22 protein-coding genes are annotated in these 20,802 nt (G+C 63.0%); 10 read left to right on the top strand and 12 right to left on the bottom strand.

Features of this window, described 5'->3' with window-relative positions:
• Window positions 1-345 precede the first annotated feature (345 nt).
• Entirely contained in the window at window positions 346-1,614 is a 1,269-nt protein-coding gene (locus CH293_RS02430) for a DUF3500 domain-containing protein (protein WP_094719240.1), read from the bottom strand.
• 298 nt (window positions 1,615-1,912) lie between these two features.
• Here CH293_RS02430 and CH293_RS28080 point away from each other — a divergent pair, with 298 nt between their 5' ends.
• Window positions 1,913-2,080: a hypothetical protein gene (locus tag CH293_RS28080; protein ID WP_176459875.1), complete on the top strand. Its 168-nt coding sequence runs from the start codon at window positions 1,913-1,915 to the stop codon at window positions 2,078-2,080.
• A gap of 852 nt (window positions 2,081-2,932) precedes the next feature.
• Here CH293_RS28080 and CH293_RS28460 read toward each other — a convergent pair.
• Both CH293_RS28460 and CH293_RS28455 read right to left on the bottom strand, forming a co-directional pair.
• Window positions 2,933-3,298, bottom strand: a complete 366-nt coding sequence (locus CH293_RS28460) for an Lrp/AsnC ligand binding domain-containing protein (protein ID WP_241483941.1) — start codon at window positions 3,296-3,298, stop codon at window positions 2,933-2,935.
• Window positions 3,299-3,376: 78 nt separating this feature from the next.
• Window positions 3,377-3,508 carry an AsnC family transcriptional regulator gene (locus tag CH293_RS28455; protein WP_241483940.1) on the bottom strand — a complete coding sequence of 44 codons (132 nt, stop codon included), beginning with the start codon at window positions 3,506-3,508 and terminating at the stop codon, window positions 3,377-3,379.
• A gap of 83 nt (window positions 3,509-3,591) precedes the next feature.
• On the opposite strand from CH293_RS28455, the gene CH293_RS02415 reads away from it, so the two are divergent.
• Window positions 3,592-4,299, top strand: a complete 708-nt coding sequence (locus tag CH293_RS02415) for an RraA family protein (RefSeq protein ID WP_037113651.1) — start codon at window positions 3,592-3,594, stop codon at window positions 4,297-4,299.
• A gap of 12 nt (window positions 4,300-4,311) precedes the next feature.
• Here the strand turns inward: CH293_RS02415 and CH293_RS02410 are convergent, their stop codons facing one another.
• The 3 genes from CH293_RS02410 to CH293_RS02400 are packed head-to-tail and all read right to left on the bottom strand — an operon-like array spanning window position 4,312 to window position 7,740.
• On the bottom strand, window positions 4,312-5,289 hold the full coding sequence (locus CH293_RS02410; RefSeq protein WP_080733109.1) for an MBL fold metallo-hydrolase: 978 nt from the start codon (window positions 5,287-5,289) through the stop codon (window positions 4,312-4,314).
• Between the two features lie 3 nt (window positions 5,290-5,292).
• Window positions 5,293-6,075, bottom strand: a complete 783-nt coding sequence (locus CH293_RS02405; protein WP_094719239.1) for an enoyl-CoA hydratase/isomerase family protein — start codon at window positions 6,073-6,075, stop codon at window positions 5,293-5,295.
• A gap of 12 nt (window positions 6,076-6,087) precedes the next feature.
• Window positions 6,088-7,740 (bottom strand): AMP-binding protein, encoded by a 1,653-nt coding sequence (locus CH293_RS02400; RefSeq protein ID WP_094719238.1) that lies wholly within the window; start codon window positions 7,738-7,740, stop codon window positions 6,088-6,090.
• A gap of 161 nt (window positions 7,741-7,901) precedes the next feature.
• On the opposite strand from CH293_RS02400, the gene CH293_RS02395 reads away from it, so the two are divergent.
• From CH293_RS02395 to CH293_RS02385, 3 genes are all read left to right on the top strand, one after another.
• Complete coding sequence (locus CH293_RS02395) at window positions 7,902-8,762, top strand: LuxR C-terminal-related transcriptional regulator (RefSeq protein WP_094719237.1); 861 nt, start codon at window positions 7,902-7,904, stop codon at window positions 8,760-8,762.
• Between the two features lie 140 nt (window positions 8,763-8,902).
• Entirely contained in the window at window positions 8,903-10,249 is a 1,347-nt protein-coding gene (locus CH293_RS02390) for an MFS transporter (protein WP_094719236.1), read from the top strand.
• A 49-nt stretch (window positions 10,250-10,298) separates the two neighbouring features.
• The gene (locus CH293_RS02385; RefSeq protein ID WP_094719235.1) at window positions 10,299-11,279 is read left to right on the top strand and encodes a nitronate monooxygenase family protein; all 981 of its coding nucleotides are present in this window, start codon (window positions 10,299-10,301) and stop codon (window positions 11,277-11,279) included.
• Window positions 11,280-11,308: 29 nt separating this feature from the next.
• On the opposite strand, the gene CH293_RS02380 is transcribed toward CH293_RS02385, so the two are convergent.
• Window positions 11,309-12,763 carry a helix-turn-helix domain-containing protein gene (locus CH293_RS02380; protein WP_094719234.1) on the bottom strand — a complete coding sequence of 485 codons (1,455 nt, stop codon included), beginning with the start codon at window positions 12,761-12,763 and terminating at the stop codon, window positions 11,309-11,311.
• A 177-nt stretch (window positions 12,764-12,940) separates the two neighbouring features.
• On the opposite strand from CH293_RS02380, the gene CH293_RS02375 reads away from it, so the two are divergent.
• Genes CH293_RS02375 through CH293_RS02360 form a run of 4 tightly spaced genes read left to right on the top strand, consistent with a single transcriptional unit; the run spans window position 12,941 to window position 16,107 of the window.
• Window positions 12,941-13,993, top strand: a complete 1,053-nt coding sequence (locus CH293_RS02375; protein ID WP_094719333.1) for an amidohydrolase family protein — start codon at window positions 12,941-12,943, stop codon at window positions 13,991-13,993.
• A 2-nt stretch (window positions 13,994-13,995) separates the two neighbouring features.
• A complete protein-coding gene (locus CH293_RS02370; protein WP_094719233.1) occupies window positions 13,996-14,703 on the top strand; it encodes an iron-sulfur cluster assembly protein in 708 nt (235 codons plus the stop codon).
• A 30-nt stretch (window positions 14,704-14,733) separates the two neighbouring features.
• Complete coding sequence (locus CH293_RS02365) at window positions 14,734-15,759, top strand: NAD(P)-dependent alcohol dehydrogenase (protein WP_094719332.1); 1,026 nt, start codon at window positions 14,734-14,736, stop codon at window positions 15,757-15,759.
• Between the two features lie 24 nt (window positions 15,760-15,783).
• Window positions 15,784-16,107: a putative quinol monooxygenase gene (locus CH293_RS02360; RefSeq protein WP_037113637.1), complete on the top strand. Its 324-nt coding sequence runs from the start codon at window positions 15,784-15,786 to the stop codon at window positions 16,105-16,107.
• 58 nt (window positions 16,108-16,165) lie between these two features.
• On the opposite strand, the gene CH293_RS02355 is transcribed toward CH293_RS02360, so the two are convergent.
• The 5 genes from CH293_RS02355 to CH293_RS02335 all read right to left on the bottom strand — a co-directional run bounded on the left by CH293_RS02355 (window position 16,166) and on the right by CH293_RS02335 (window position 19,449).
• A complete protein-coding gene (locus tag CH293_RS02355; protein ID WP_094719232.1) occupies window positions 16,166-16,654 on the bottom strand; it encodes a flavin reductase family protein in 489 nt (162 codons plus the stop codon).
• Window positions 16,655-16,662: 8 nt separating this feature from the next.
• Window positions 16,663-16,998 (bottom strand): hypothetical protein, encoded by a 336-nt coding sequence (locus CH293_RS02350; protein ID WP_094719231.1) that lies wholly within the window; start codon window positions 16,996-16,998, stop codon window positions 16,663-16,665.
• On the bottom strand, window positions 16,995-17,411 hold the full coding sequence (locus CH293_RS02345; protein ID WP_037113632.1) for an SRPBCC family protein: 417 nt from the start codon (window positions 17,409-17,411) through the stop codon (window positions 16,995-16,997). The genes CH293_RS02350 and CH293_RS02345 overlap by 4 nt, the downstream gene beginning before the upstream one ends.
• A 6-nt stretch (window positions 17,412-17,417) precedes the next feature.
• Window positions 17,418-18,584, bottom strand: a complete 1,167-nt coding sequence (locus CH293_RS02340) for an LLM class flavin-dependent oxidoreductase (protein WP_037113869.1) — start codon at window positions 18,582-18,584, stop codon at window positions 17,418-17,420.
• Between the two features lie 85 nt (window positions 18,585-18,669).
• Window positions 18,670-19,449 carry a LuxR C-terminal-related transcriptional regulator gene (locus tag CH293_RS02335; protein WP_037113630.1) on the bottom strand — a complete coding sequence of 260 codons (780 nt, stop codon included), beginning with the start codon at window positions 19,447-19,449 and terminating at the stop codon, window positions 18,670-18,672.
• Between the two features lie 153 nt (window positions 19,450-19,602).
• Between CH293_RS02335 and CH293_RS02330 the strand changes: the two genes are divergently transcribed.
• Window positions 19,603-20,796 carry an acyl-CoA dehydrogenase family protein gene (locus tag CH293_RS02330; RefSeq protein ID WP_094719331.1) on the top strand — a complete coding sequence of 398 codons (1,194 nt, stop codon included), beginning with the start codon at window positions 19,603-19,605 and terminating at the stop codon, window positions 20,794-20,796.
• Window positions 20,797-20,802 lie beyond the last annotated feature (6 nt).

The following is a 20,802-nucleotide window of genomic DNA, read 5'->3' as shown; positions in this document are numbered from 1 at the left end:
GCGTCGAGAATTCCGGGTCTGTCAGTCGAACAGGAGTCGAGCCCAGCTGCACCATGTGACACGGGCTCGATCGCGCTGTCAGCGGACGTCGAACACTTCACGAATTACAACGGCGTCGGCACCATCCCGTGATGGAAGGACGAGCTCACGAAGCTGCACAATCACGACGACTGTGCCAGGCGCCCGCGACCACCCGGGTACCGACATCGATCCGCCGGGACGGGTCACTGCCGTGGTCCACTGCCTCGATGACGATGCGCTCTCGGTCTCGCCGTCAGGGGGGCGAACATCGGGACCGGAAGCGCAGACTGATCGCTATTCGGGTCGAGAACCGGTACCGGTGTATCAGAAGCCCATGCCGCCACCGGGTGGGGTGCCCCCTGCGGGTGCGCCGCCCATTCCTGTCGCTGCTTGTTGGGTCGCGCTGTTGGCGTAGTCGTTGGTGGGGTCTCGGTAGATGGTGTGTACGTGTCCCCAGCCCGAGGTGGTGACGCCGGTGACGTCGGCGCCGGCGGATCCTTGCTGGGCGGCGAATTCGACGTATACGTCGGGTCCGGAGATCTGGAAGTAGATTCCGTCGCCCTGGGTCATGTCGTATGTGGTTGCGCCGGACCAGTTCACATAGGTGGAGTCGAGGGTTGCTTCGATTTTCGCGCGGGCGGTAGCTGTTGTCTGGTCGTCGGCCATTCCGGCCCAGTTGGCGATGACGTCGAGGAGTAGTTGTTTCTGCTCGTCGTTCAGATCGGCGCCGGAAAGTCCTGTACCGGTGGGGTAGTCGCAGGTCCCACCGGGTGCGCAGACCATGTTCGCCACGGTCTCACCCTGGTAGAGGGCGGCCTTCTGCTCGTCGGTGAGGCTGTCGTAGAACGCGAACGCGTCGGTGTAGATGCCGTCGAACGGCTGCACATCGTTACCGTTGGTGTCGGTGTATTCGGCGGGCTGGATGCCGAGATGTGTCGGGGCGAAGGTGATGGCATCGGCGGAGCCGTCGAGGGTGGCGTTGATGCCGAGGTGGTGACCACCGAACTGGACCTCCCACGCGCTGGTGTCGGACGGGTCGCCGAAGAACGCGATGTAGTACTGCCCCAACGACTCCTCGGTGGAGCTGCTGTTCTCGTGCAGGTATTCGTCGCCGCCCATGATGCCGCTGACGGTGGCGTAAGCGTCGTCGTTCAACAAGCCTTCGAGAACGGCGAGGGCCGCAGTCTTCTGTTCCTCGGTGAGGTCGGAGAGGTTCAGCCCGGCGCGGTCGACGAACGTGACCGGGAAATTGGACCACGACGTGGTCTTGGTGTCGTCGTCGAAAGAGTATTGGACCGCGTCGAGTTGTTCGGCGGTCAGCGTGGCCAGGAAGGTCTCGGCGGCGTCGGCGGTGGCCGAGATGGTTCCGGCGGTTGTCGTCGCATCGGTGGTCGTACTGCCGGGCGACGAGGCAGTCGAGGACGAGGTCTCGTCGCTCTGTGAGGCGGAGGTACTTGCAGTGGTGGTCGCGGTTGTGGTGTCTGCGGCGCAGCCGCTGAGGGTGAGACCGCCTACGAGCAGGGCGGAGGCGATGGCCAGACGGGCCCGCTGGCGGCGGGAGGTGGGCGATTGGCTGTGTATGTCGATCGTCATGGGGTGAACGGTATGGCTCGATCCTGCAAGGTCCCTGTGAGCCCGCTGTGCAGTTGCGGTGGGGCAGACCATGGTCGTCTTGTGGGCATCAACACGACCCGAACGAGTCACCGAGTTCGTCCCCGGAGCGGCGCTGGTCCCGTCGTGCTCGCGTGGCGGCTGATTCTTGACACAGGTCGGACTTCTATGAGATCTCGCACACCGGAAGCGCCGAGATCGGTGCGGTAATCGCTGCACCGCACCGGGAACCCACCCCAGCGCACACCGCGCCGCTCTGTCGCCAAACCGCCTCGACGAGATGTGGAACCTGCACCGGCCGTCGTCGGCCCGGATCCTGCGACACTGGAACTCGATTCCGGGTACTACTGCGCTGGCGTCCCGGGCATGGCCGTTGACGTCGAGGACCCGCATCGAGACACTGCTGCAGCGCACCCTCGACCTACTCGGCGACGCCCCCACACTCTGACGAATCCGGCGGAGGAGGCGCTGAAGTTCTACCACTCCGTCTTTCGCGGAAGACATCTTTCGAGCTTTGGCGGAAGAGATCATTCGAGCGCCGTACGGCGATGTCGAGGCGGACCAGTCCGTGGCTCGGCGACATCCACGGATGCTCGGCGCAAATCCAACGCCGACGCTGCGGGCTTCTGCGCCGAAGGGCATCGGGCCGCCGTTGCCTGACGGGCAGTGCGGGCTGGTGTTCGGTCCTGGGCTGGCCCGCGGATAGATGTAGGTGTTGCGCACCATCGAACAGCAGAGGCGGGTGGCATGCACGCCCCGGACGGTAAAGCTGCCGCGCCGGACTGGCAACCCGCATAGATTCGAGCGGCGCTGCCTTACCGGTCCAGCGCTCGGGTTAGCGAGAGGTTGGTCGCCGAAGCCACGCGGCTCGCAGGCGGCTACATCGAAGCGCCGATTGCCGCTGCTGCCGCAGTCCCCCGCGCCAGGCGGTGCTATCCACCTGTTGGTGTCGCATACTCTCGAACTCGATCGTCCGCGGATGGTTGCCGTGACTGCAGGGGCCATCACTCGTGTTGTGTTCCGAAAGCGGAGTATGCGTTGTTGGCGCCGCTCCCACCCGTCCGGCGCGATTGAACTGGTGGGAGCGACGCCAGGCAGGGTCTTCAGTCGAAAGCCGGCTCTCGCGAGTTCGCGGGCGAACCGACATCGGATGATTCGATGTTGCGGTCTTTTGTCTCGGGCATATAGGCGCAGCACGCCAAACTGAGTAGGCCATAGATCGCGAGCATCCAACCGATGGCGGAACTGCCGCTGATCTCGATCAGTTTTGTCGCGGCGATCGGAGCGACTCCGCCACCGATCACCGCAAACGTAGAAGAATTTGCTCTCCACACTCGCAGATGTGGATTAGTCTTCCATTCGGTATGGACCGAAGTGGCGGTTCCCGGCCAGTTCGGCCGCGAGCGGCGGCGGATATCCCCAGTCGCAGCGGCAGCGATCTGTCCACCACGACGTTCTTCATGACCAACGTCGAGACGAGTCGCTGAACCCCGGGCAGCGTGGCCAGGCTTTGGTCGTACAGCCGCTGAAATGCCGATCGGTCGTGCGTGATGACACGCATGAGGTAGTCGGGGTCACCGAACAGTCGTTGCACTTGAAGAACGTTGGGAACCTCGGACACTGCGTCCTCGAACGCGGTGATGGTGCCTCGGTCGGCAGTGTGCATGCTGACGAACATGAGAGCCTCGAATGTGAGGCCCAACACCTCGGCATCGAGTAATGCCCGATATCGGCTGATAGCGCCCTAGGACTCCAATGCTTTGACTCGCCTGTGACAGGGCGAGACGCTCGAGCTGACACGGTCGGCGAGTTCCGTGACGGTCAGTCTCCCGTCCTGTTGTAACTCCGCAAGAATTTTCTTGTCGACTGCGTCCATGGAGGAGAATTTACCAACTTGGGCGCTCGTTCTTGATCAACATGATCAAAAGCGCCCACCCCATGGGAATAGCATTCTGATCCATGGACGCAACGACTCTCAGCCATGTGTATCTCGACCTGACCACCCCACACATCGCTGACGCATGTATGCGGCTCGGCGTTGATGTTCGGTGTGCACCGACGTCCGTCCGGCCGTTGTGGAACAACATTCATCTTGTGGGGCGTGCACGACCTGTGGCCCATCATGGAAGCGTCGATGTGTTTCTCGAGGCCATCGATCACGCAGAGAAGGGCGAGGTATTGGTGGTGGACAACGGCGGCCGCGAAGACGAGGCGTGCGTCGGTGACCTGATTGCACTGGAGACTGCCAGTGCGGGACTAGCAGGTATCGTGATCTGGGGACTACACAGAGATACTGTGCAACTCAAAGCCATTCACCTACCGGTCTTCAGTGGAGGGTCTCTGCCGAACGGCCCCGACCGCGGACGAGCCGGTGGTGAACTGCTTGTGGAGCAAGTCCGGTGTGGTGACCACATCGTGACCAGAGACGATTACGTTGTCGCAGACGACGACGGCGTCGTGTTCGTGCCGATGAGGGACGCTCCTGCCGTCGCAGATCTCGCGACGGTCATTCGCGATACGGAACGAACGCAGGCCGCGAAAATGATTACAGGTACGACGTTTCGCACCCAGTCTCAGTTCGATGACTACCGGGCGGCCCGTGAGTCGGACTCCTCGGTCACCTTCAGAGACCACCTCCGCTCGATCGGAAGAGCTATCGAGGAGTAACCGACGAACTCGTCATCTACGAGGGCTTTCCCAGTCCCGAGGGAACGGAATCTCGAGCAACTGCCGCGGGACAGCGGAATATTCGGTTGCGGCAAACAGTGAGCCCGACCGCACGACGACGGCCTTGCTTCGCACCATCGACTCGACCAACTCGCTCGACAACGATTCAGGGGAGGTCCGTAGCAGATGCGCGGCGTCGGTCAACCACATCCGTCGAGTCAGGTACTCGTCGACGCCGGCGACGGTGATTCCGCCGCGAATCATCAACGCGAAGGCGAATATTCGACGTATTCCATACCAGACCGCGCCGTCTGGATCGTCGACGAGGCGATCGGCCCGGCGTAGTGCGTTGTCGAACGCGGCGGCGGGATCAACCGGAATCGGACCGTGCGCAGGAATCACAGTCAGTGGCTTCAACTGCGCGAGTTTGCGGAGCGAGGATGCTGCCACGGCAGCTACGTCCGGTCCGTCCTGGGCGCGATCGACCCACCCGATGTCGTAGTCGGACAGTGCATCTCCCACGATCAGCACTCGCTCGTCCGGTTGCCACAGGGCGATATGTCCGGCGGTGTGACCAGGGGTGAGCACCACCTGCCAATCTGTGTCGCCGAGTCGCAGGACGGTATCGCCCGTCAGCGGCTCGTCCACGGAGTACGGCGCAACGGGCTGGTCGAGGTATTCGGCGGAGCAGCATCCCGGGTCCCTGCGCGCGAGCGCGTCGGCATCCGGAACGCTGGCAGCAATACCTGCGCCCCTCGCCTGAAGGAGCCCGTTGGCCCCGACGTGATCGGAATGCCAGTGTGTGTTCACCACGCGGTGCAGGTGCCGGGTGTGCGCCTGCACCCACGCGGCAGTGTCTTCTGCGTGCGCGACGAACCCACTGTCGACCAGTGCGGGTGTCGCCCCGTCGATCAACAGCAGGTTCGAGTCGGGGAACGGACGCTGCTGCCAGATCAGCCAGTCCGGCAGCAGGCCTCGGTCATCTGCCACGACTCACCACTCGGCGGGCCTGCCCTTGAGCTGTTCCCAGTAGCGACGATGCGCGCGTCGAGACCCATCGCTGGTCATGCCGGCCGCGAGTTCCGCTACGTCGAGAGGATCCGATAGTTCGGCGATATCGCGCAGTGCGGGTGCCTGCAGGGCGCGTTTGGTGTACGCGTAGTTGCCGATGGAGTCCTCGGGAGTCGATTCGGCGATGGCCACTGCCCGGTCCAGAAGCTCGTCCGCCGGGGCCAGTTCGTGGACGAAACCCAAACGAAGCGCGTCAACGGTTCCGTATATCTCTCCTTGCAGACACGCCCGAGACGCCACGGGCTCACCCCACGCGTAGGCGAGCATTCGGAGGTACACCGCAGGCATCGGAATTCCGATAGGGACCTCGTTGATTCCGAACTTGGCGCCTTCGTCGACTGCCACCCGACGGTCGCACACAGCAGCGGTGATCAGACCGCCTGCGAACGCATGGCCGTTGACCGCTGCCACGGTGGGGCGTGGATAAGTGAAGAGCCGCATGTTCGTGGCGCGGTAGTCCTGGAACCAGGAGGCGACGGTCTCGGTATCGCCCGCGAACAGAGGGAAGTGCTCACCCAGGTCGAGTCCCGCGGAGAAGCGAGTGCCGGTGCCGGTCAGCACGACAGGGGAGTCGGTGTGCTCGCGTTCGAGTTCGTCGAATGCGTCGTGCAGGTCGGCGAAGAACGCTCTGTTCTGTGCATTGACGGGGTTGGTGTTCATGGTGACGACGGCAACGCGTCCACGCCGTTCGATGGTCCAGCTCATATGTGTGTATTCCTATCCGATAGCTGAAGTGGGGTGGCCGGTTGTGGGTGTGATGCCCAGGATGTCGCGAGCACGCTCTCGCATCTCGGCTTTGCGTACTTTGCCGCTGACGGTCATGGGGAATTCATCGACGCAGTGCACGAACCGAGGGATCTTGTATCTGGCAAGCTTGCCCGAGCAGAAGTCGCGCAGACCGTCGGCATCGATGGGGGCCGCACCGGACCTCAGGCGAAGCCACACCATGAGTTCTTCGCCGTACTTGTCGTCCGGAACCCCGATGACCTGAGCGTCGAGAATGTCGGGGTGGGCGTAGAGAAATTCCTCGATCTCTCTGGGGTAGATGTTCTCCCCACCGCGGATGACCAAGTCCTTGATGCGGCCGGTGATGGCAACGAATCGCTCGTTGTCCATCGCAGCGAGATCTCCCGTGTGGATCCATCCGTCGGCGTCGATGGTTTCGGCTGTCTTGTCTGGTTGATTCCAGTAGCCCAGCATCACGGAGTAGCCCCGTACACAGAGCTCGCCGGGCTCACCACACGGCACCGTGTTCCCGCTGACCGGATCGATGATCCGAAGTTCCACGTGAGGGTGCGCGCGTCCGACCGTGGACACCCTGCGCTCGAGGGGGTCGTCGACCGCCGTCTGTGTCGACGCAGGCGAGGTTTCGGTCATGCCGTAGGCAATTGCGACCTCGGGCATCCACTGGGCGATCTGCTTCATGATCTCGACGGGACACGGCGAGCCGGCCATTATGCCGGTTCGGATGGTGGAGAGATCGAAAGTATCGAACCCGGGTACCTCCAGGAGGGCGATGAACATGGTGGGCACGCCGTACAAGGAGGTGCAGCGCTCCTGCTGACAGGCCATCAACGTCGCGGCCGGGTCGAATGCAGGGGCGGGGATGACGACGCACGCGCCGTGCGCTATCGCGCCGAGGTTGCCCATCACCATGCCGAAGCAGTGGTAGAACGGCACCGGCACGCAGATCCGATCTTGCTCGGAGTAGCCGACCATGTCGCCGACGAAATACCCGTTGTTGAGAATATTGCGGTGTGAAAGCGTCACGCCTTTCGGGAACCCTGTTGTGCCCGAGGTATATTGAATGTTTATTGGCTCGCTCGCGTCGAGAGTGCCCTGTCTGACCGTCAGCGGATGAGCCGGGAGGCGGCTTCCTCGGGTCAAGAGGTCCGCCCATTTCTCCGTCCCGAAGAACACCACCTGTTCGAGGGCCGGGGATTGCGGTGCGGCCGTGGCGAGCATCGCCGCGTAGTCGGACGACTTGAACGACGGCAATGCGAACATCGTGCTGATGCCGGATTGGGACAGTACGTATTCGAGTTCGTGCGCCCGGTATGCGGGGTTGATCGCCACTAGTATCGCGCCCACTTTGGCTGCGGCAATCTGCACGATCGTCCATTCGGGGCAGTTCGGCGCCCAGATGCCGACCCGATCGCCTGCCTGGACACCGATATCGATCATCGCCGACGCCAATGCATCGACATCCGAACCCAATGTTGCATACGTCCAGCGGCGACCGGACTGCACGTCCACGACAGCTTCGCGATCAGGGAATGACGTAACTGTGCGGTCGAACGCATCCCCGATCGTGTCGTCCAGCAGGGGCGTCTCGGTCGGTCCGGCGGCATAGCTCGGTTGCGGGGTCATGTGTGCTCCTCCGTTCACATGATCGAATGTGACGCAGAGAACTCCCGAGCGGCACCCCCGAAGGTGGGTCTGCCGCCCTCCACCCCCTTTCGGGGGTACAGGATTGCCTCAGTGTGACCGTACTCACTACTGTCGGGAATAGATCCCGAGGAGGTAAGTGAATGGACAGCCCGTTCGAGCCCGCACTGCCTATGGAGAGAAGGATCCTCGCTCGGTCGCTCGAACAACTCCGCCGTCAGGCAGGAATGGACATGGTTTTCGGAGGTCCGGTGCACCGGGGTGCAGCGGCGATGGAGATCACCGATCTGACCGGAGTGCGTACCCGGTCCGCTGTGAACCTCGTCGTCCGCAACGGGGAAGGACTCGGCGGCAAAGCGCTACGGCTCGCTCGCCCGGTCTCGGTAGCGGACTACTTCTCTGCTCAGGGAATCACGCACGTCTACGACCACGCGGTTCGGCCGGAGGCCATCGAAACTCTCGCCGCACTTCCGATAGTCGTCGATCGCACGCCACGAATACTGGTGTACCTTGCTGCTCGCACCCATGTGCCGCTGGGTGATCGATGGTTCGACAGCTTCACCCCGTTCATCAGGCGTCTCGAGCGCGACATCGCTGTCGAGGACGAAGTTTCTCGTCGGATGAGTTTGCTCAGGACGCGCACCCCGGCCGACCAGCCTGCTCTCAGTCGCGCCGACATGTGCGACATAGCAAGGGAACTCACAGAACTTGCTGTGGCTGTCGAAGACGACGTCCTACGCAGGCGCATCGAGGCGATCGGCAACCGGTTCGCACCGATCGAGATGTCGATTGCGGGCGGGGCACCCCCGATGACGCTTCGTCCTCGCGAAATCGACGTTCTCACAGAGATTGCACGCGGTTCCAGCAACAAGGATGTCGGCGAGGCCTTGGGGCTTCTCCCCAACACCGTCAAGTCTTATCTCAAAAGCGCGATGCGCAAGCTGCATGCCGGCAACCGCATGCAGGCCGTGCTGATCGCGCGCGAACGTGGCCTCATCCGCTGACGGAACTACCCTCGAAAGGGGTTACGGGAGAACGTGACCCACTTTCGGGGGTTCTCCGTCGATGTAACGACGCTCACACTTCTTCTCGTACACAGCCCGTCGGTTATCGGACCGCCCGGGCCCGTCGAGCAGGAGATCTCATGTCCAGAATCATCGACCCGGTAGGCGCACCCCCTGCCACCCCCATGCGCCGCGTCGCGATAGCGAGCTGCACCGGCACCACGATCGAGTTCTACGATTTCTTCATCTACGGCACGGCAGCGGCTCTGGTATTTCCGAAAGTCTTCTTTCCGGCACTCGGCACCGCGGCCGGCACAGTCGCCTCGTTTGCCACCTTTGCGGTGGCGTTCGTTGCACGTCCACTCGGCGCGGCGATTTTCGGGCACTTCGGCGACAGAATCGGCCGAAAGAAGACTCTGATCAGCACCCTGCTGCTCATGGGCATCGCCACCGTTCTCATCGGTTGTATCCCCAGCGCATCCTCCATCGGGATCGCAGCGCCGATTATTCTGGTTGTGCTCCGTGTCGCGCAGGGTCTTGCCGTCGGCGGTGAGTGGGCCGGTGCAACTCTGTTGGCAACCGAGTACGCCCCGAAAGAGAAACGAGGACTCTATGCTCTGTTTCCGCAACTCGGCCCATCGCTCGCGTTCGTTCTTTCCAGCGGCACATTCTTGATCGTCAACCTGTTCGTCGGTGAGACCTCGAGCGCCTTCCTCGACTACGGCTGGCGAATCCCGTTCTTGGCCAGCGCTCTTCTCGTCCTGATCGGACTTTACGTTCGCCTGAAGGTCGAAGAAACTCCCATGTTCGCCCGCCAGGCGCCGCGCCGAGGATCGGCGACGGGGCCGCTGATCGGGGTGTTCAAGAATCAGCCGCGCGAACTGTTGCTCGCTGCAGGCTCGCTGTCCATGATGTTTGCATTCTTCTACATCGGGACCGCCTACCTCACGTCGTACGGCACCTCCATTCTCGGCCTGAGCCGAACCGCCGTCCTGTCCCTGGGGCTGCTCGCCGCTCTCGTATTCGCAGCGGCCACCGCGCTCGCGGCCGCGTTCTCGGACCGTGTCGGACGCCGCAGGATGGTGCTGGGATCGTGCGTGCTGTCGATTCCCGGGGGTTTGTTGTTGTTCCCGCTCATAGACATCGGATCGCCGGTGGCATTCTTTGCCGGTCTGACCCTTGCGCTGGTCGTGATGGGCATCTCGTACGGCCCCGCCGGTGCGCTGCTGCCGGAGATGTTCAAGACCGAGTATCGATACACCGGTGCAGGCATGGCCTACGCCATCGCGGGAGTCGTCGGCGGTGGTACCGCCCCGACGCTGGCTGCTGAACTGGCAAGTCGCCACGGAAGTCACGCAGTGGGGTGGATGCTCGCAGGCTTCGGCGTCCTGAGCCTTCTGTGCGCTGCGTTCCTTCCGGAAACCCGCAATCGCGCAATGGAACAGGACTCCTGTTCAGGGCTGCCTCCACGTTCTGCACACGTATAGATCGATCTGATTCCGAGCGAAAATCGATTGACGAATCAAAGGAAACCAATTGTTCGACAACGTATTCACCCGAACCTTCGGCATCGAACACCCGATAGTCTGTGGGGGAATGACCGCCGTCGGGACTTCCGACTTGATCGGGGCAGTAGCAAATGCCGGCGCGCTCGGATTCCTGACTGCCCTGACCCAACCCAGTCCCGACGCATTGGTGAAGGAGATCGCGCGATGTCGGGATCTCACTGACAAGCCTTTCGGTGTCAACTTGACCATTCTGCCCACGATCAACCCCGTGCCGTACGACGAATATCGCGATGCAATCATCGCGGGCGGGGTCACGATCGTCGAAACAGCGGGTGGCAACCCACAGCCTCACTTACCGGCATTTCGTGCGGCGGGTGTGAAGGTCGTACACAAAGCGGTGTCGGTGCGACATGCGCTGAAAGCCGAGCAGATCGGCGTCGACGCGGTCAGTATCGACGGTTTCGAATGCGCAGGGCATCCCGGTGCGGACGACGTTCCCGGTTTGGTCCTCATTCCCGCCGCTGCTCAGGTGCTGACGATCCCGGTCATCGCAAGTGGCGGTATCGCTACAGGAGCCGGCCTGGTGGCCGCCCTTGCGCTCGGCGCTTCTGCCGTGAACATGGGAACGCGGTTCATGGCCACCACCGAAGCCCCGATTCACGACAACGTGAAGAAACAGATCGTGCGAAACACCGAACGCGATACGGTGCTCGTGTTCCGTGAATTCGACAACACCGCTCGGGTGGCACGAAATGCCATCTCGGAGGAGATCGTCGAGATTTCGAGGCGCACCGGCGCCACATTCGCCGACATCGCAGATCTCGCCAGCGGAAAGCGCGGCCGGCAACAGGTATACGGCAACGGCGATATCGACGGCGGTATGTGGTGGGCGAGTCAAGCCCAGGGTCTGATAAATGACGTATCCAGCTGTGCAGATGTGGTGCGATCGATCATCGACGATGCGCGCCGCATCGTGACCGGTACCCTCCCCGAACAGATCCGAGGTTGACGCACGATCCGGCCGCGGCGTGATTCGAGTCAGCGAGAACTTTTCACGTCGATTTTGTAGTAGGCGATTTTGCGATACAGAGTTGCCCTGCTCATTCCGAGGCGTTCGGCGGCCTGCTGCATCGTCATCGGGCCGGTGGAGAGAAGGCGTACGATTTCGCCGCGCTCGAAGGCCTCGATGCTGGACAGTCGACGTATGGGGCCGGCCAGGATTTCGGTGGGTAGTACGTGTGTGTCGACAACATCGGAACGCCCGACCGCCCGAGTGATCGTCGACTTCAGTTCGGCGACGTCGTGCGGCCAGTCGTAGTTACGTAAAGCGCGTTCCGCTGCGTCCGTGAACTGAACGTCGCGGCCGCGCATCTCGCGGGCGAAGTGCCGGGCGAGGGGGAGGACGTCGTCGGGACGGTCCTGAAGGGCCGCGACGGAGACGACCGATCGGACGCGCCTGCGGAGAGCCGTCGGCACCGACTCGAGCCGTTCGGCCGTCATCGAAACAGGCATGCGCAGTACGTCGGATGCGAACAGCAGGCCGTCGAGATGCTCGGCGGCGTATGCGGGCAGGGCGTCGACGTCCCGGACGACGATTGCGGTGTCCGGTCGACCGGCTTCGAACGACCACAGGTCGAGCCAGGTCTGCAGATCGTCCGGTTCCGGTGCGGATGCGACGAGGATGCGGTGCCGAGGAAACGCTGCTCGAGCGGATTGTTCGAGCAGCGTCGAACGTCCGCTGCTCGCCCTGCCGATCGCGGCGACGGCCATGCCGTCGTCCATCGCGGATCGTGCCTCGGCCAGTGCCGTCGTCCACTCGGAACCGAGGTCTGCGACGGCGCGGCCCGCGGCGTGCACGACCCTGAAGAGGCCGCGCCGCGTCGTCGGACGCGGCGTGTTCCCCGTACCGCGTGCCAGCATCGACGTGCGGATGGTGCTGGCCGCCGACCTGGCGAGCGTCAGCAGCAGATCACTCGACGTTCGCGCCCATGTCGTCAGGTTCACTGCGCCTTCCAGCCTGCCCGTGGCAGGGTCGACGACCGGTGCAGCGGCACAGGTGAAACCGGTCAGACTGTGCGAGTAGTGCTGCTCGGCTCTGACGAGGGTGGGTGCGATGTCGGCGAGCGCCAGACCGAGACCGTTGGTGCCCACCTCCCGCTCGGAGTAACCGAAGCCGGGAGCAAGATGCACCGCGTCGAGTGCACGCAGCAGAGCATGATCGCCGCTGACCCTGCTCAGGACAACACCGTCGGCGTCCGTCAGCATCATGCCGACGGGTTCGCTGGACAACGTTCGGTGCAGATCGACGAGTACCTCGTTGCCGCACTCGTGGAACAGGGATTCCGGCGTTTCGGTGCCCGCGAACACCGGCTCCACGGCGTCGATCGAGATGCCGTACCGCTCACTACGCAACCACGACGCACGTAGACGAACGGGCACCAGGGTGTCCGGTACGTCGTCGCGGCGGTTCAGGGCGGGGTGGTCGTCGATCACCGAAGTCCTCGTGGTCGGGAGTGCGCACCGTCTCCGATGCGTGTGATCCAGATTACATAAGAGGACGACGATGCGACGTCTCAGATTGAGACAGCCAGGGCCTCGGCTGCCGGGGCGATCGGACCTACCGTCGAACTACGAACTGTGGCGCCAGTCACACGACGGAAGGAATTCGACATGTACAAAAAGGGTGACGACAGCTTCTTCATCGTCGACGCGCACGTGGCGTTGTGGGATGCGCGCAGGGAGAACCAGCGCAACATCCACGGCAAGCAGTTCATCGACTGCTTCTACGACTACCACCGCAACCTGTCACCGGAATCCGAGCTCTGGACGTACGACGAGTACCTCTACCAGGGCGGCGAACGCCTGATCAAAGACCTGTTCATCGACGGTTACGTCGACCACGCGATTTTTCAGCCGGCTCATCTCGGCGAGTTCTACGTGAACGGATTCGGTCAGACCGAGGAAGCGTGGGCGCTGACCCAGAAGCATTCCGACATCTTGACGTACAACCACAATTTCGACCCTCGCAACGGCGAGGCGGGCCTCGATCAGCTGCGGGCCGATGCCGAGCGATTCGGCTTGAAAGGCGTGAAGCTCTACACCGCCGAGTGGAACGGTGATTCCCGCGGATACAAGCTCGACGACGACTGGACTCGCCGCTACCTCGAGGTATGCCGTGAACTCGGGATCACCAATATCCACGTCCACAAGGGCCCGACGATCAGGCCGCTCGACCGCGACGCCTTCGACGTCGCCGATGTCGACCACATCGCGACCGACTTCACCGATCTGAACTTCGTCGTCGAACACTGCGGACTACCTCGCCTCGAAGACTTCTGCTGGATCGCCACCCAGGAACCGAACGTGCATGCCGGACTCGCCGTCGCCATGCCCTTCATGCACACCAGGCCGAAGTACTTCGGTCAAATCATCGGAGAACTTCTGTACTGGCTCGGCGAAGATCGCATCCAGTTCTCCTCCGACTACGCCCTGTGGACTCCGAGGTGGCTGATCGAGACATTCGTCGACTTCCAGATCCCCGACGAGTTGAGCGAGTATCCACAGATCACCCTGGACCAGAAGAAGAAGATCCTCGGCCTGAACGCCGCGAAGATGTACGACATTCCGGTCCCGGAGGATCTCCGTCTTGCCGATGCCGACGAGACAGAGACCGGACCTCGCGGCGCAGAACAGGCCGCTGACGAGCACCTGGTTGGTGCGTAACCGTGCCGGACATCAGAGAAGCCGCGGCGCTGGAGGCGCTCGGGGCGGTGGTCGATCCCGAGCTCGACCAGCCCATCACCGATCTCGATTTCGTACAGTCGGTCACCGTGTCGGGCGAGGGTGACGTAGTGGTGCACTTGCGGCTTCCGACGTCGTTCTGCGCGCCCAACTTCGCGTATCTGATGGCATCGGATGCGAAAGATGTTCTGACGACGCTCGAGTGGACCGCGCAGGTGACCGTCGAACTCGACGATCACCACGATTCGGCGATCATCAACACCGGGCTCGCCGCCGATGCGGGCTACCGCGGTACGTTCGCGCACGAAGCAGAAGACGATCTGGACGAGCTCCGGACGACCTTCCAGCGGAAGGCCCACGTCGCGGCGATGGAGCGGTGCTTGACGGCGCTTCTGCGGAGGGATCCGTCACGAGACATGCGTGAGATGGGCACTGTGCTGCTGGGTGAGCTGCCCGACGACGAGACGACACATGCACTGCTGCGGCGACGAAGCACCATCGGACTGCCGACGACTCCGGACAGCATTGTGATGGTCGATCACGAGGGAAACGACTATGCCCAGATCGACGTACCGCTTGCATTGCGACGTGCACGGTCGACGCGCATCTCGATCGACGGCAACGCGCACTTCTGCCGAGGGTTGCTTCGGACCCGCTACGACGACCCCGATCGCACCACTGTCAACGCTTGAACCCCCGTTAAGGACGAGAAGATGAGCACGATGAGAGCCGTACAGGTTGTGGGATACCACGACAAACTGAAGATGACCGAGCTCCCGATTCCAACGCCCACAGGACCTTTCGACGTCATCGTGAAGATCGGCGGCGCCGGGGTGTGCCGAACCGACCTGCACATCCTGGAAGGGCAGTGGGCAGAGAAATCGAACGTACAGCTGCCGTACACGATCGGTCACGAGAACGCGGGATGGGTGCACGCGGTCGGGTCCGCCGTCACCAACGTCGCCGAAGGCGACAAGGTGATCGTCCACCCGCTGATCACGTGCGGACTGTGCCGCGCCTGCCGATCGGGGGACGACGTGCACTGCGAGTTCAATCAGTTCCCCGGCATCGACACCAACGGTGGATACGCCGAGTACCTGAAGACGTCCGCGCGAAGCGTCGTCAAGATCGACGACGCGCTCGAACCCGCCGACGTCGCGGCCCTCGCCGACGCAGGCCTGACGGCGTATCACGCGGCAGCCAAGGCGTCGAAGCACCTGACACCACGTGACAAGGTGGTCGTCATCGGTGCGGGAGGCCTGGGACACATCGGTATCCAGGTACTGAAATCGCTGACGGCCGCGGAAATTGTCGTCGTCGACCGCAACAAGGCGGCCGTCGAACTGGCCACGTCCATCGGGGCCGATCACGGCATCGTCGCCGACGGCACCCACATCGACCAGGTACTGGAACTCACGAACGGCAACGGCGGAGAAGCCGTCATCGACTTCGTCGGCGAAGGCGGCGCGACGAAGGAAGGCGTGGCGATGCTGCGCGGCGCCGGCAACTACTACGTCGTCGGATACGGCGAGAACATCGACGTCCCCACCATCGACATCGTGTCCTCCGAGATCAACATCATCGGTAACCTGGTGGGGTCCTACAACGACCTGTGCGACCTGATGGCCTTGGCTGCTCGGGGATCGGTGGTGTTGCACACCGCGAAGTACGCGCTCGACGACTTCCAAAGTGCCATCGACGATCTCGATGCCGGGGCCATCCGCGGCCGTGCGATCCTCACACCCTGATCTCGTCACCGTATAGGAGCTTTCATGATCTTCATCGTCGTCAAGTTCGAGACCAAGCCCGACTGGACCGAGCGCTGGCCGGAGCACGTGGCCGAGTTCACCGCAGCAACACGCGCCGAGGAAGGCAATCTGTGGTTCGAATGGTCACGCAGCCTGGAAGAGCCGAACGTCTACGTCCTCGTCGAGGCATTCCGCGACGGTGACGCAGGTGGAGCGCACGTGAACAGCGATCACTTCAAGAAGGCCGTCGAAGAACTGCCGAAGGGACTCGCCTCCACTCCGAAGATCATCAGCGAGACCATCGACGCCACCGGCTGGGGCGAGATGGGGGAAATGAAGGTCGGCTGACCGAAACCCTCGGTGGTGCGCACGGACGCGCACCACCGAGGGTCCCGGTGGTACCGGATCAGCGCAGCGCGTGAAACCCGGAGCGATAGAACACCAACGGCGAGCGATCACCGGCCGCTGCGTCGAGCTGATGAACCTCTCCGACCACCAGATCGTGATCGCCCAGCCGCTGCACCGAGGTGATCGTGCAGTCGATCCATCCGTGTACCCCCTCGAGAACGGGACTTCCACTCGGCGACGGTTCCCACGCGACGCCGTCGAACTTGTTGCCTCCGGAACGCGAGAACCCCCGGCACACATCGACTTGATCGTGCGAGAGAATGTTCGCGCAGAATCGTCCGGCAGCAGCGATTCTCGGGAAAGTCGTCGAGGTGTGCGCGACGAAGAATGCCACCAGTGGTGGTTCCAACGACACCGACGCGAACGATCCGACGGCCAGCCCGATGGGAGTGCCCTCGGAATCGAGTGAAGTCACGACCACTACCCCCGTGGTGAATTCGCCGAGCACCGTGCGGAAGTGGGCCGGGTCGACAGCGGTGTCGTTCATGAAAGTCCTTACCTTTTAGGGGAATATGCGACGACGGTGAGGCCCGCGGGCGTGGTCAACGGAAGGTGTGTCTCGTGCCCACCGACCGCGGGTTCGCCGACCGTCCACCCCAGACGTGCCGCCTCCCGTGCAACGGCGTCGAGATCGGCGGTCTTGGCGAGCAGAGACCACGGAGGCCCCTGCTCGTCGGACAGACTGAGTCCAGGAAACACCGCCCACGCAGCGCCGTCGGAGAACGAGGCCGGGCCGAAGATGTCGGTCAGGTCGCGGTGAGCGTCTGCCCAGTGATCGGCCGAGTGCATCACCGTGACCTTCTCGAACAGATTCGTCAACGATTCGCTCACGGTGCGGCCACGCGAGCGACTTCGTCCAGTGCGCCCTGGTAGATCTCGCCGATTCCGGTCTCGAGCTGCGATTCGAGGGCAGCCGGATCGTCACCGGCAGCGGTGAACTCGGCGTCCCACGAGATGACGGATCCCGTCGCGGTGGCGTCGACGCGGATGGTGGAGGTGTACTTCGCGAGCGGAAGTGGCCCGTCGATGTATTCGTAGGTGTACGTGCGGTTCTCGTCGTCGTGGGACACGATCCGCTCCCGGGCGGGATTACCGTCGGTGAAGACGACGTGGCGTACGTCGTCCTCCAGACGTGAGGTCTCGAGCGACGGTATCCAGTTCGCGGCGCCGGCCGGGTCACCGACCACAGCCCACACCGATTCCGCGGACTGCGAGTACTCCTGGCGCACAGACACCGATGCCATGTCCGATCACCGCCCGAGTTCTGCGTTGTACTTCTTGGTCATGTGGTCGACGGCCTTGCGGTGCTCGTCGGCCTGCCCTTCTCGGACGGCCTGCGCACGCTCGGCGGCGTCGAGCATCGGCTGCGCCTGGCCCTGGAAGTACGGCATGACGTCCTGGGCGAACAGTTCGTAGGAACGCTTGGTAGCCTGCGGATTCGCCCAGTCGTGGCCCTGTACCAGCAAAGTCCCGAACCCGCCCGACTGATCGACAAGGCGCTGTACTTGAGCGCGGGCCTGCTCGGCGGTACCGATGACGCCGATGCCGGAGGTGTTGATGAAGTCGATCATTTCCTTCTTGTTGGTACCGCGAACATCCATCTGCGGGAACGCGGCAACATGTTGAAGGTAGTTGAACCAGTACTCGATTCCGTGTTCGACGTCCTCGTAGGCCTGCTCGACGGTCTCGGCAATGTGGAACGGTCCGACGAGACGCCACGTCGAACGGTCCACCTCGTCGGCGCGGCCTGCCTGCTCGGCGAATTCTTCGAGCATCCCCCAGTGATGCTGCAGCGCGCTGAACCCGTCGGGCGTGAGAGTTGCTGCGATGGAGAGCAATCCGATGCCGTGCTTCCCGGCCAGGCGAGCACCGGTGGGCGACGCGATGGCCGCGACGACGACGTCGAACAGCGGGTCGGAGTACGGCGCCATCTGAATCTTGGCGTCGAACAGTTCATGGGTCCGAGTCTTGGCGGTGACGGTCTCCCCGCGCAGCAGACGCATGATGATGTCGGCGTTCTCGGCGAGCAGTTCTCTTGTGTCGATCTGGGACAGACCCAGCATCGCGGCGTCGGTGGGAAGCGAGCCCGGTCCGAGCCCGAACAGGACACGGCCGTGCGTGAGGTGATCGAGCATCACCATCCGCTCGGCCGCCCACAGTGGGTTGTGGTAGCTCACGGACGTGACGCCGGTGCCCAGCTTGATGCGGCTCGTACGCTCACCCGCCGCCGCGATCATGATCTCGGGAGAGGCATAGATCTCAGCGCCCGCCGAGTGGTGCTCGCCGAACCACGCCTCGTCGTACCCCAGTTTCTCCAAGTACTCCACGAGCTCGAGATCGCGCTGCAGAAGCAGCGTCGGATTCTGCCCGGGGGTGTGGATCGGGGCGAGGAACGTTCCGAACTTCAGGCGCGTCATGTGATCTCCAGGTGTGACGGGCAACATTGTCACGATCACCGTATGACCCACGACACAGCGTGAAACAGTCCTCGAAAGAGGACAGTTACGGTGTGCCCCGCCGAGACACCGACGCCGCGAGGGCAGAGCGATTGCGGAAACCGGTCGTGTCGAAGATGCGGCTGACGTATTTCTTGACTGTCATCTCCGTCAAGTTCAGCTCGACCGCGATCTCCGCGTTGGTCAGACCGTCTCCGATCAGCTCCGCGACATCCCACTGCCGTGGGCTGAGCCCGACGAGCGGGTCCGTCTCGGGTGGCGCTTCGCCGATGGCGACGGATCTCGCGCTCGCACGCAGATGACCGGCCAGGAACTTCATCGCGGTGATGTCGCTCCGATCCCAGTACCGTTCGCGGTCGAACATGCCCACCAGCGCCTCACCGTCGGCGAACCGCAGATGGATCGCCGATGCCGTGCCCATTCCATGCGGCGCAAGATAATCCTCGACGTAGGAACGCTGGGGCACGGGAAGTCTCGCCAGATCATCGAGTGTTGCGAAGCCGTCGTCGGTGAGTACGCGTCGTGCCTGGGGGAGCGCGAACACGTCCTTGTCTCGCCACCTCTCCTGGTACTCGCCTAGCAACGGCTCGGCTGCACCGGTGAGCAGGGGCGCGGGATCGGCGAACAACGTCGGGTAAGTCGTGCCGAAGAAGAACGTCACGTCGCGGACGTCGAACACCGTCGCGATGGCATCCACCAAAGCTTCCTTGTATCGAGTCCCACCTGCCGACGAGCGCGCAACTTCCAGGACTTCCAGGATTCGACGCATGTGCTCGGCGGACAACACGTCCTGCCACGACCGCGTGTGCTCCACCTGCGACTGCATGACCGAATGCTATCGATATTTCCCCTGCTCCCGGTCGAGTTCTCCCAAGCACGTAGTGGATCACGTAGTTCTGCGCGTCCGGCCGGGGGCTGCGCAGAGCATTGTGATGTGAGTCATACCGAAGCCGTGCTCGAACGAAAGGTCGTACAGCACATGACCAGCACCATCGACGCTCCCGTCACCACCACCTTGTCGCCCGATTACACCGAACGGGCACGAACGGTTGCCCGTGTCGTCGAACGCGAAGCGAACACCATCGAATCCGACGCCACCATCACGTCGGCCGTCTACGACGCTCTCGTCGAGCAGGAGCTCTTCTGGCTGCTGGTCCCTACCGAATTCGGCGGCGGCGGAAAGGGAATTGTCGAAGCGCTGAAGGTGATCGAGGAGATCTCACGCGCCGACGGGTCCACCGGCTGGGCGCTGATGGCCAATGCGTTCTCCACCGGAGTCGCAGTCGGGTTCATGAACGATGTCGGAGCCCGCGAAATGTTCGACGGCCCGGCCCGCGGCATCACCGCAGGCATGATCATGCCCACCGGTAAGGCAGTGCGTGTCGACGGTGGATATCGGGTCACCGGCAAGTTCCAGTTCGGCAGCGGATCGGCGCACGCATCGTGGATCGGTGCAGGATTCGTCGTGCACGACGATGCAGGCAACCCCGTGCTCGACGCCAACGGTGGTCCGGACTGCCGAATCGGCTTCCTTGCCCGTACCGACGTGGAGTTTCTCGGAAACTGGGACGTGATGGGCATGGTCGGAACCGGAAGCTACGACTATCTCGTCGACGACGTCTTCGTCCCGGACAGGTTCACGATGGAAACCTTCTCCACAGTGCCCGTCCGACCGGAACCCGTCTACAAACTGGGTCTTCTCGGCATCGGTGTCGGCGGTCACGCACCGGTGGCGCTCGGTATTGCCACCCGTGCACTCGAGGAAGTCGTCCGAATCGCATCCAAGAAGAACCGCCCCGGCTATGACGGTGCCGTCGGGGAATCGCAGCTTTTCCTTCGCGACTTCGCGAAGAACGAGGCTCTGCTTCAGGCCGCTCGCGCGTACGTCTACCAGGCGCACGGCGATGCCGAGGACAGCGCACGCCGCGGTGAGGACATCACCGACGAGCAGCGCGCGCGATTGCGTCAGGTGACCACCTGGGTGCAGGAAGTGGCCGGTGAGATCGTGCAGTTCGCGCACCGATGGGCAGGAAGCCAGGCGATCCGTAACCCCAGTGCGCTCGGTCGCTGCAGCCGCGATATCGCGGTTGCCACACAGCACATGCTGGTCGATCAGATCAGTCTGGTCGAGGCCGCCAAGGCGATCGTGCCCGGTTACGACCACCGGTCCTGACCTCCG

The sequence above is a fragment of the Rhodococcus sp. 14-2470-1b genome (assembly GCF_002259415.1).
Classification (GTDB): Bacteria; Actinomycetota; Actinomycetes; order Mycobacteriales; family Mycobacteriaceae; genus Rhodococcoides.
Note: the sequence above shows the minus strand (reverse complement) of the source record. Positions and strands in the feature narration are given on the sequence as shown.

Excerpts from the sequence above, each read along its gene's own strand:
- CH293_RS02430 (WP_094719240.1), bottom strand. The coding sequence starts at position 1,614 with ATGACGATCGACATACACAGCCAATCGCCCACCTCCCGCCGCCAGCGG.
- CH293_RS28080 (WP_176459875.1), top strand. The coding sequence starts at position 1,913 with ATGTGGAACCTGCACCGGCCGTCGTCGGCCCGGATCCTGCGACACTGG.
- CH293_RS28460 (WP_241483941.1), bottom strand. The coding sequence starts at position 3,298 with ATGCACACTGCCGACCGAGGCACCATCACCGCGTTCGAGGACGCAGTG.
- CH293_RS28455 (WP_241483940.1), bottom strand. The coding sequence starts at position 3,508 with ATGGACGCAGTCGACAAGAAAATTCTTGCGGAGTTACAACAGGACGGG.
- CH293_RS02415 (WP_037113651.1), top strand. The coding sequence starts at position 3,592 with ATGGACGCAACGACTCTCAGCCATGTGTATCTCGACCTGACCACCCCA.
- CH293_RS02405 (WP_094719239.1), bottom strand. The coding sequence starts at position 6,075 with ATGAGCTGGACCATCGAACGGCGTGGACGCGTTGCCGTCGTCACCATG.
- CH293_RS02400 (WP_094719238.1), bottom strand. The coding sequence starts at position 7,740 with ATGACCCCGCAACCGAGCTATGCCGCCGGACCGACCGAGACGCCCCTG.
- CH293_RS02395 (WP_094719237.1), top strand. The coding sequence starts at position 7,902 with ATGGACAGCCCGTTCGAGCCCGCACTGCCTATGGAGAGAAGGATCCTC.
- CH293_RS02390 (WP_094719236.1), top strand. The coding sequence starts at position 8,903 with ATGTCCAGAATCATCGACCCGGTAGGCGCACCCCCTGCCACCCCCATG.
- CH293_RS02375 (WP_094719333.1), top strand. The coding sequence starts at position 12,941 with ATGTACAAAAAGGGTGACGACAGCTTCTTCATCGTCGACGCGCACGTG.
- CH293_RS02365 (WP_094719332.1), top strand. The coding sequence starts at position 14,734 with ATGAGAGCCGTACAGGTTGTGGGATACCACGACAAACTGAAGATGACC.
- CH293_RS02360 (WP_037113637.1), top strand. The coding sequence starts at position 15,784 with ATGATCTTCATCGTCGTCAAGTTCGAGACCAAGCCCGACTGGACCGAG.
- CH293_RS02355 (WP_094719232.1), bottom strand. The coding sequence starts at position 16,654 with ATGAACGACACCGCTGTCGACCCGGCCCACTTCCGCACGGTGCTCGGC.
- CH293_RS02345 (WP_037113632.1), bottom strand. The coding sequence starts at position 17,411 with ATGGCATCGGTGTCTGTGCGCCAGGAGTACTCGCAGTCCGCGGAATCG.
- CH293_RS02340 (WP_037113869.1), bottom strand. The coding sequence starts at position 18,584 with ATGACGCGCCTGAAGTTCGGAACGTTCCTCGCCCCGATCCACACCCCC.
- CH293_RS02335 (WP_037113630.1), bottom strand. The coding sequence starts at position 19,449 with ATGCAGTCGCAGGTGGAGCACACGCGGTCGTGGCAGGACGTGTTGTCC.
- CH293_RS02330 (WP_094719331.1), top strand. The coding sequence starts at position 19,603 with ATGACCAGCACCATCGACGCTCCCGTCACCACCACCTTGTCGCCCGAT.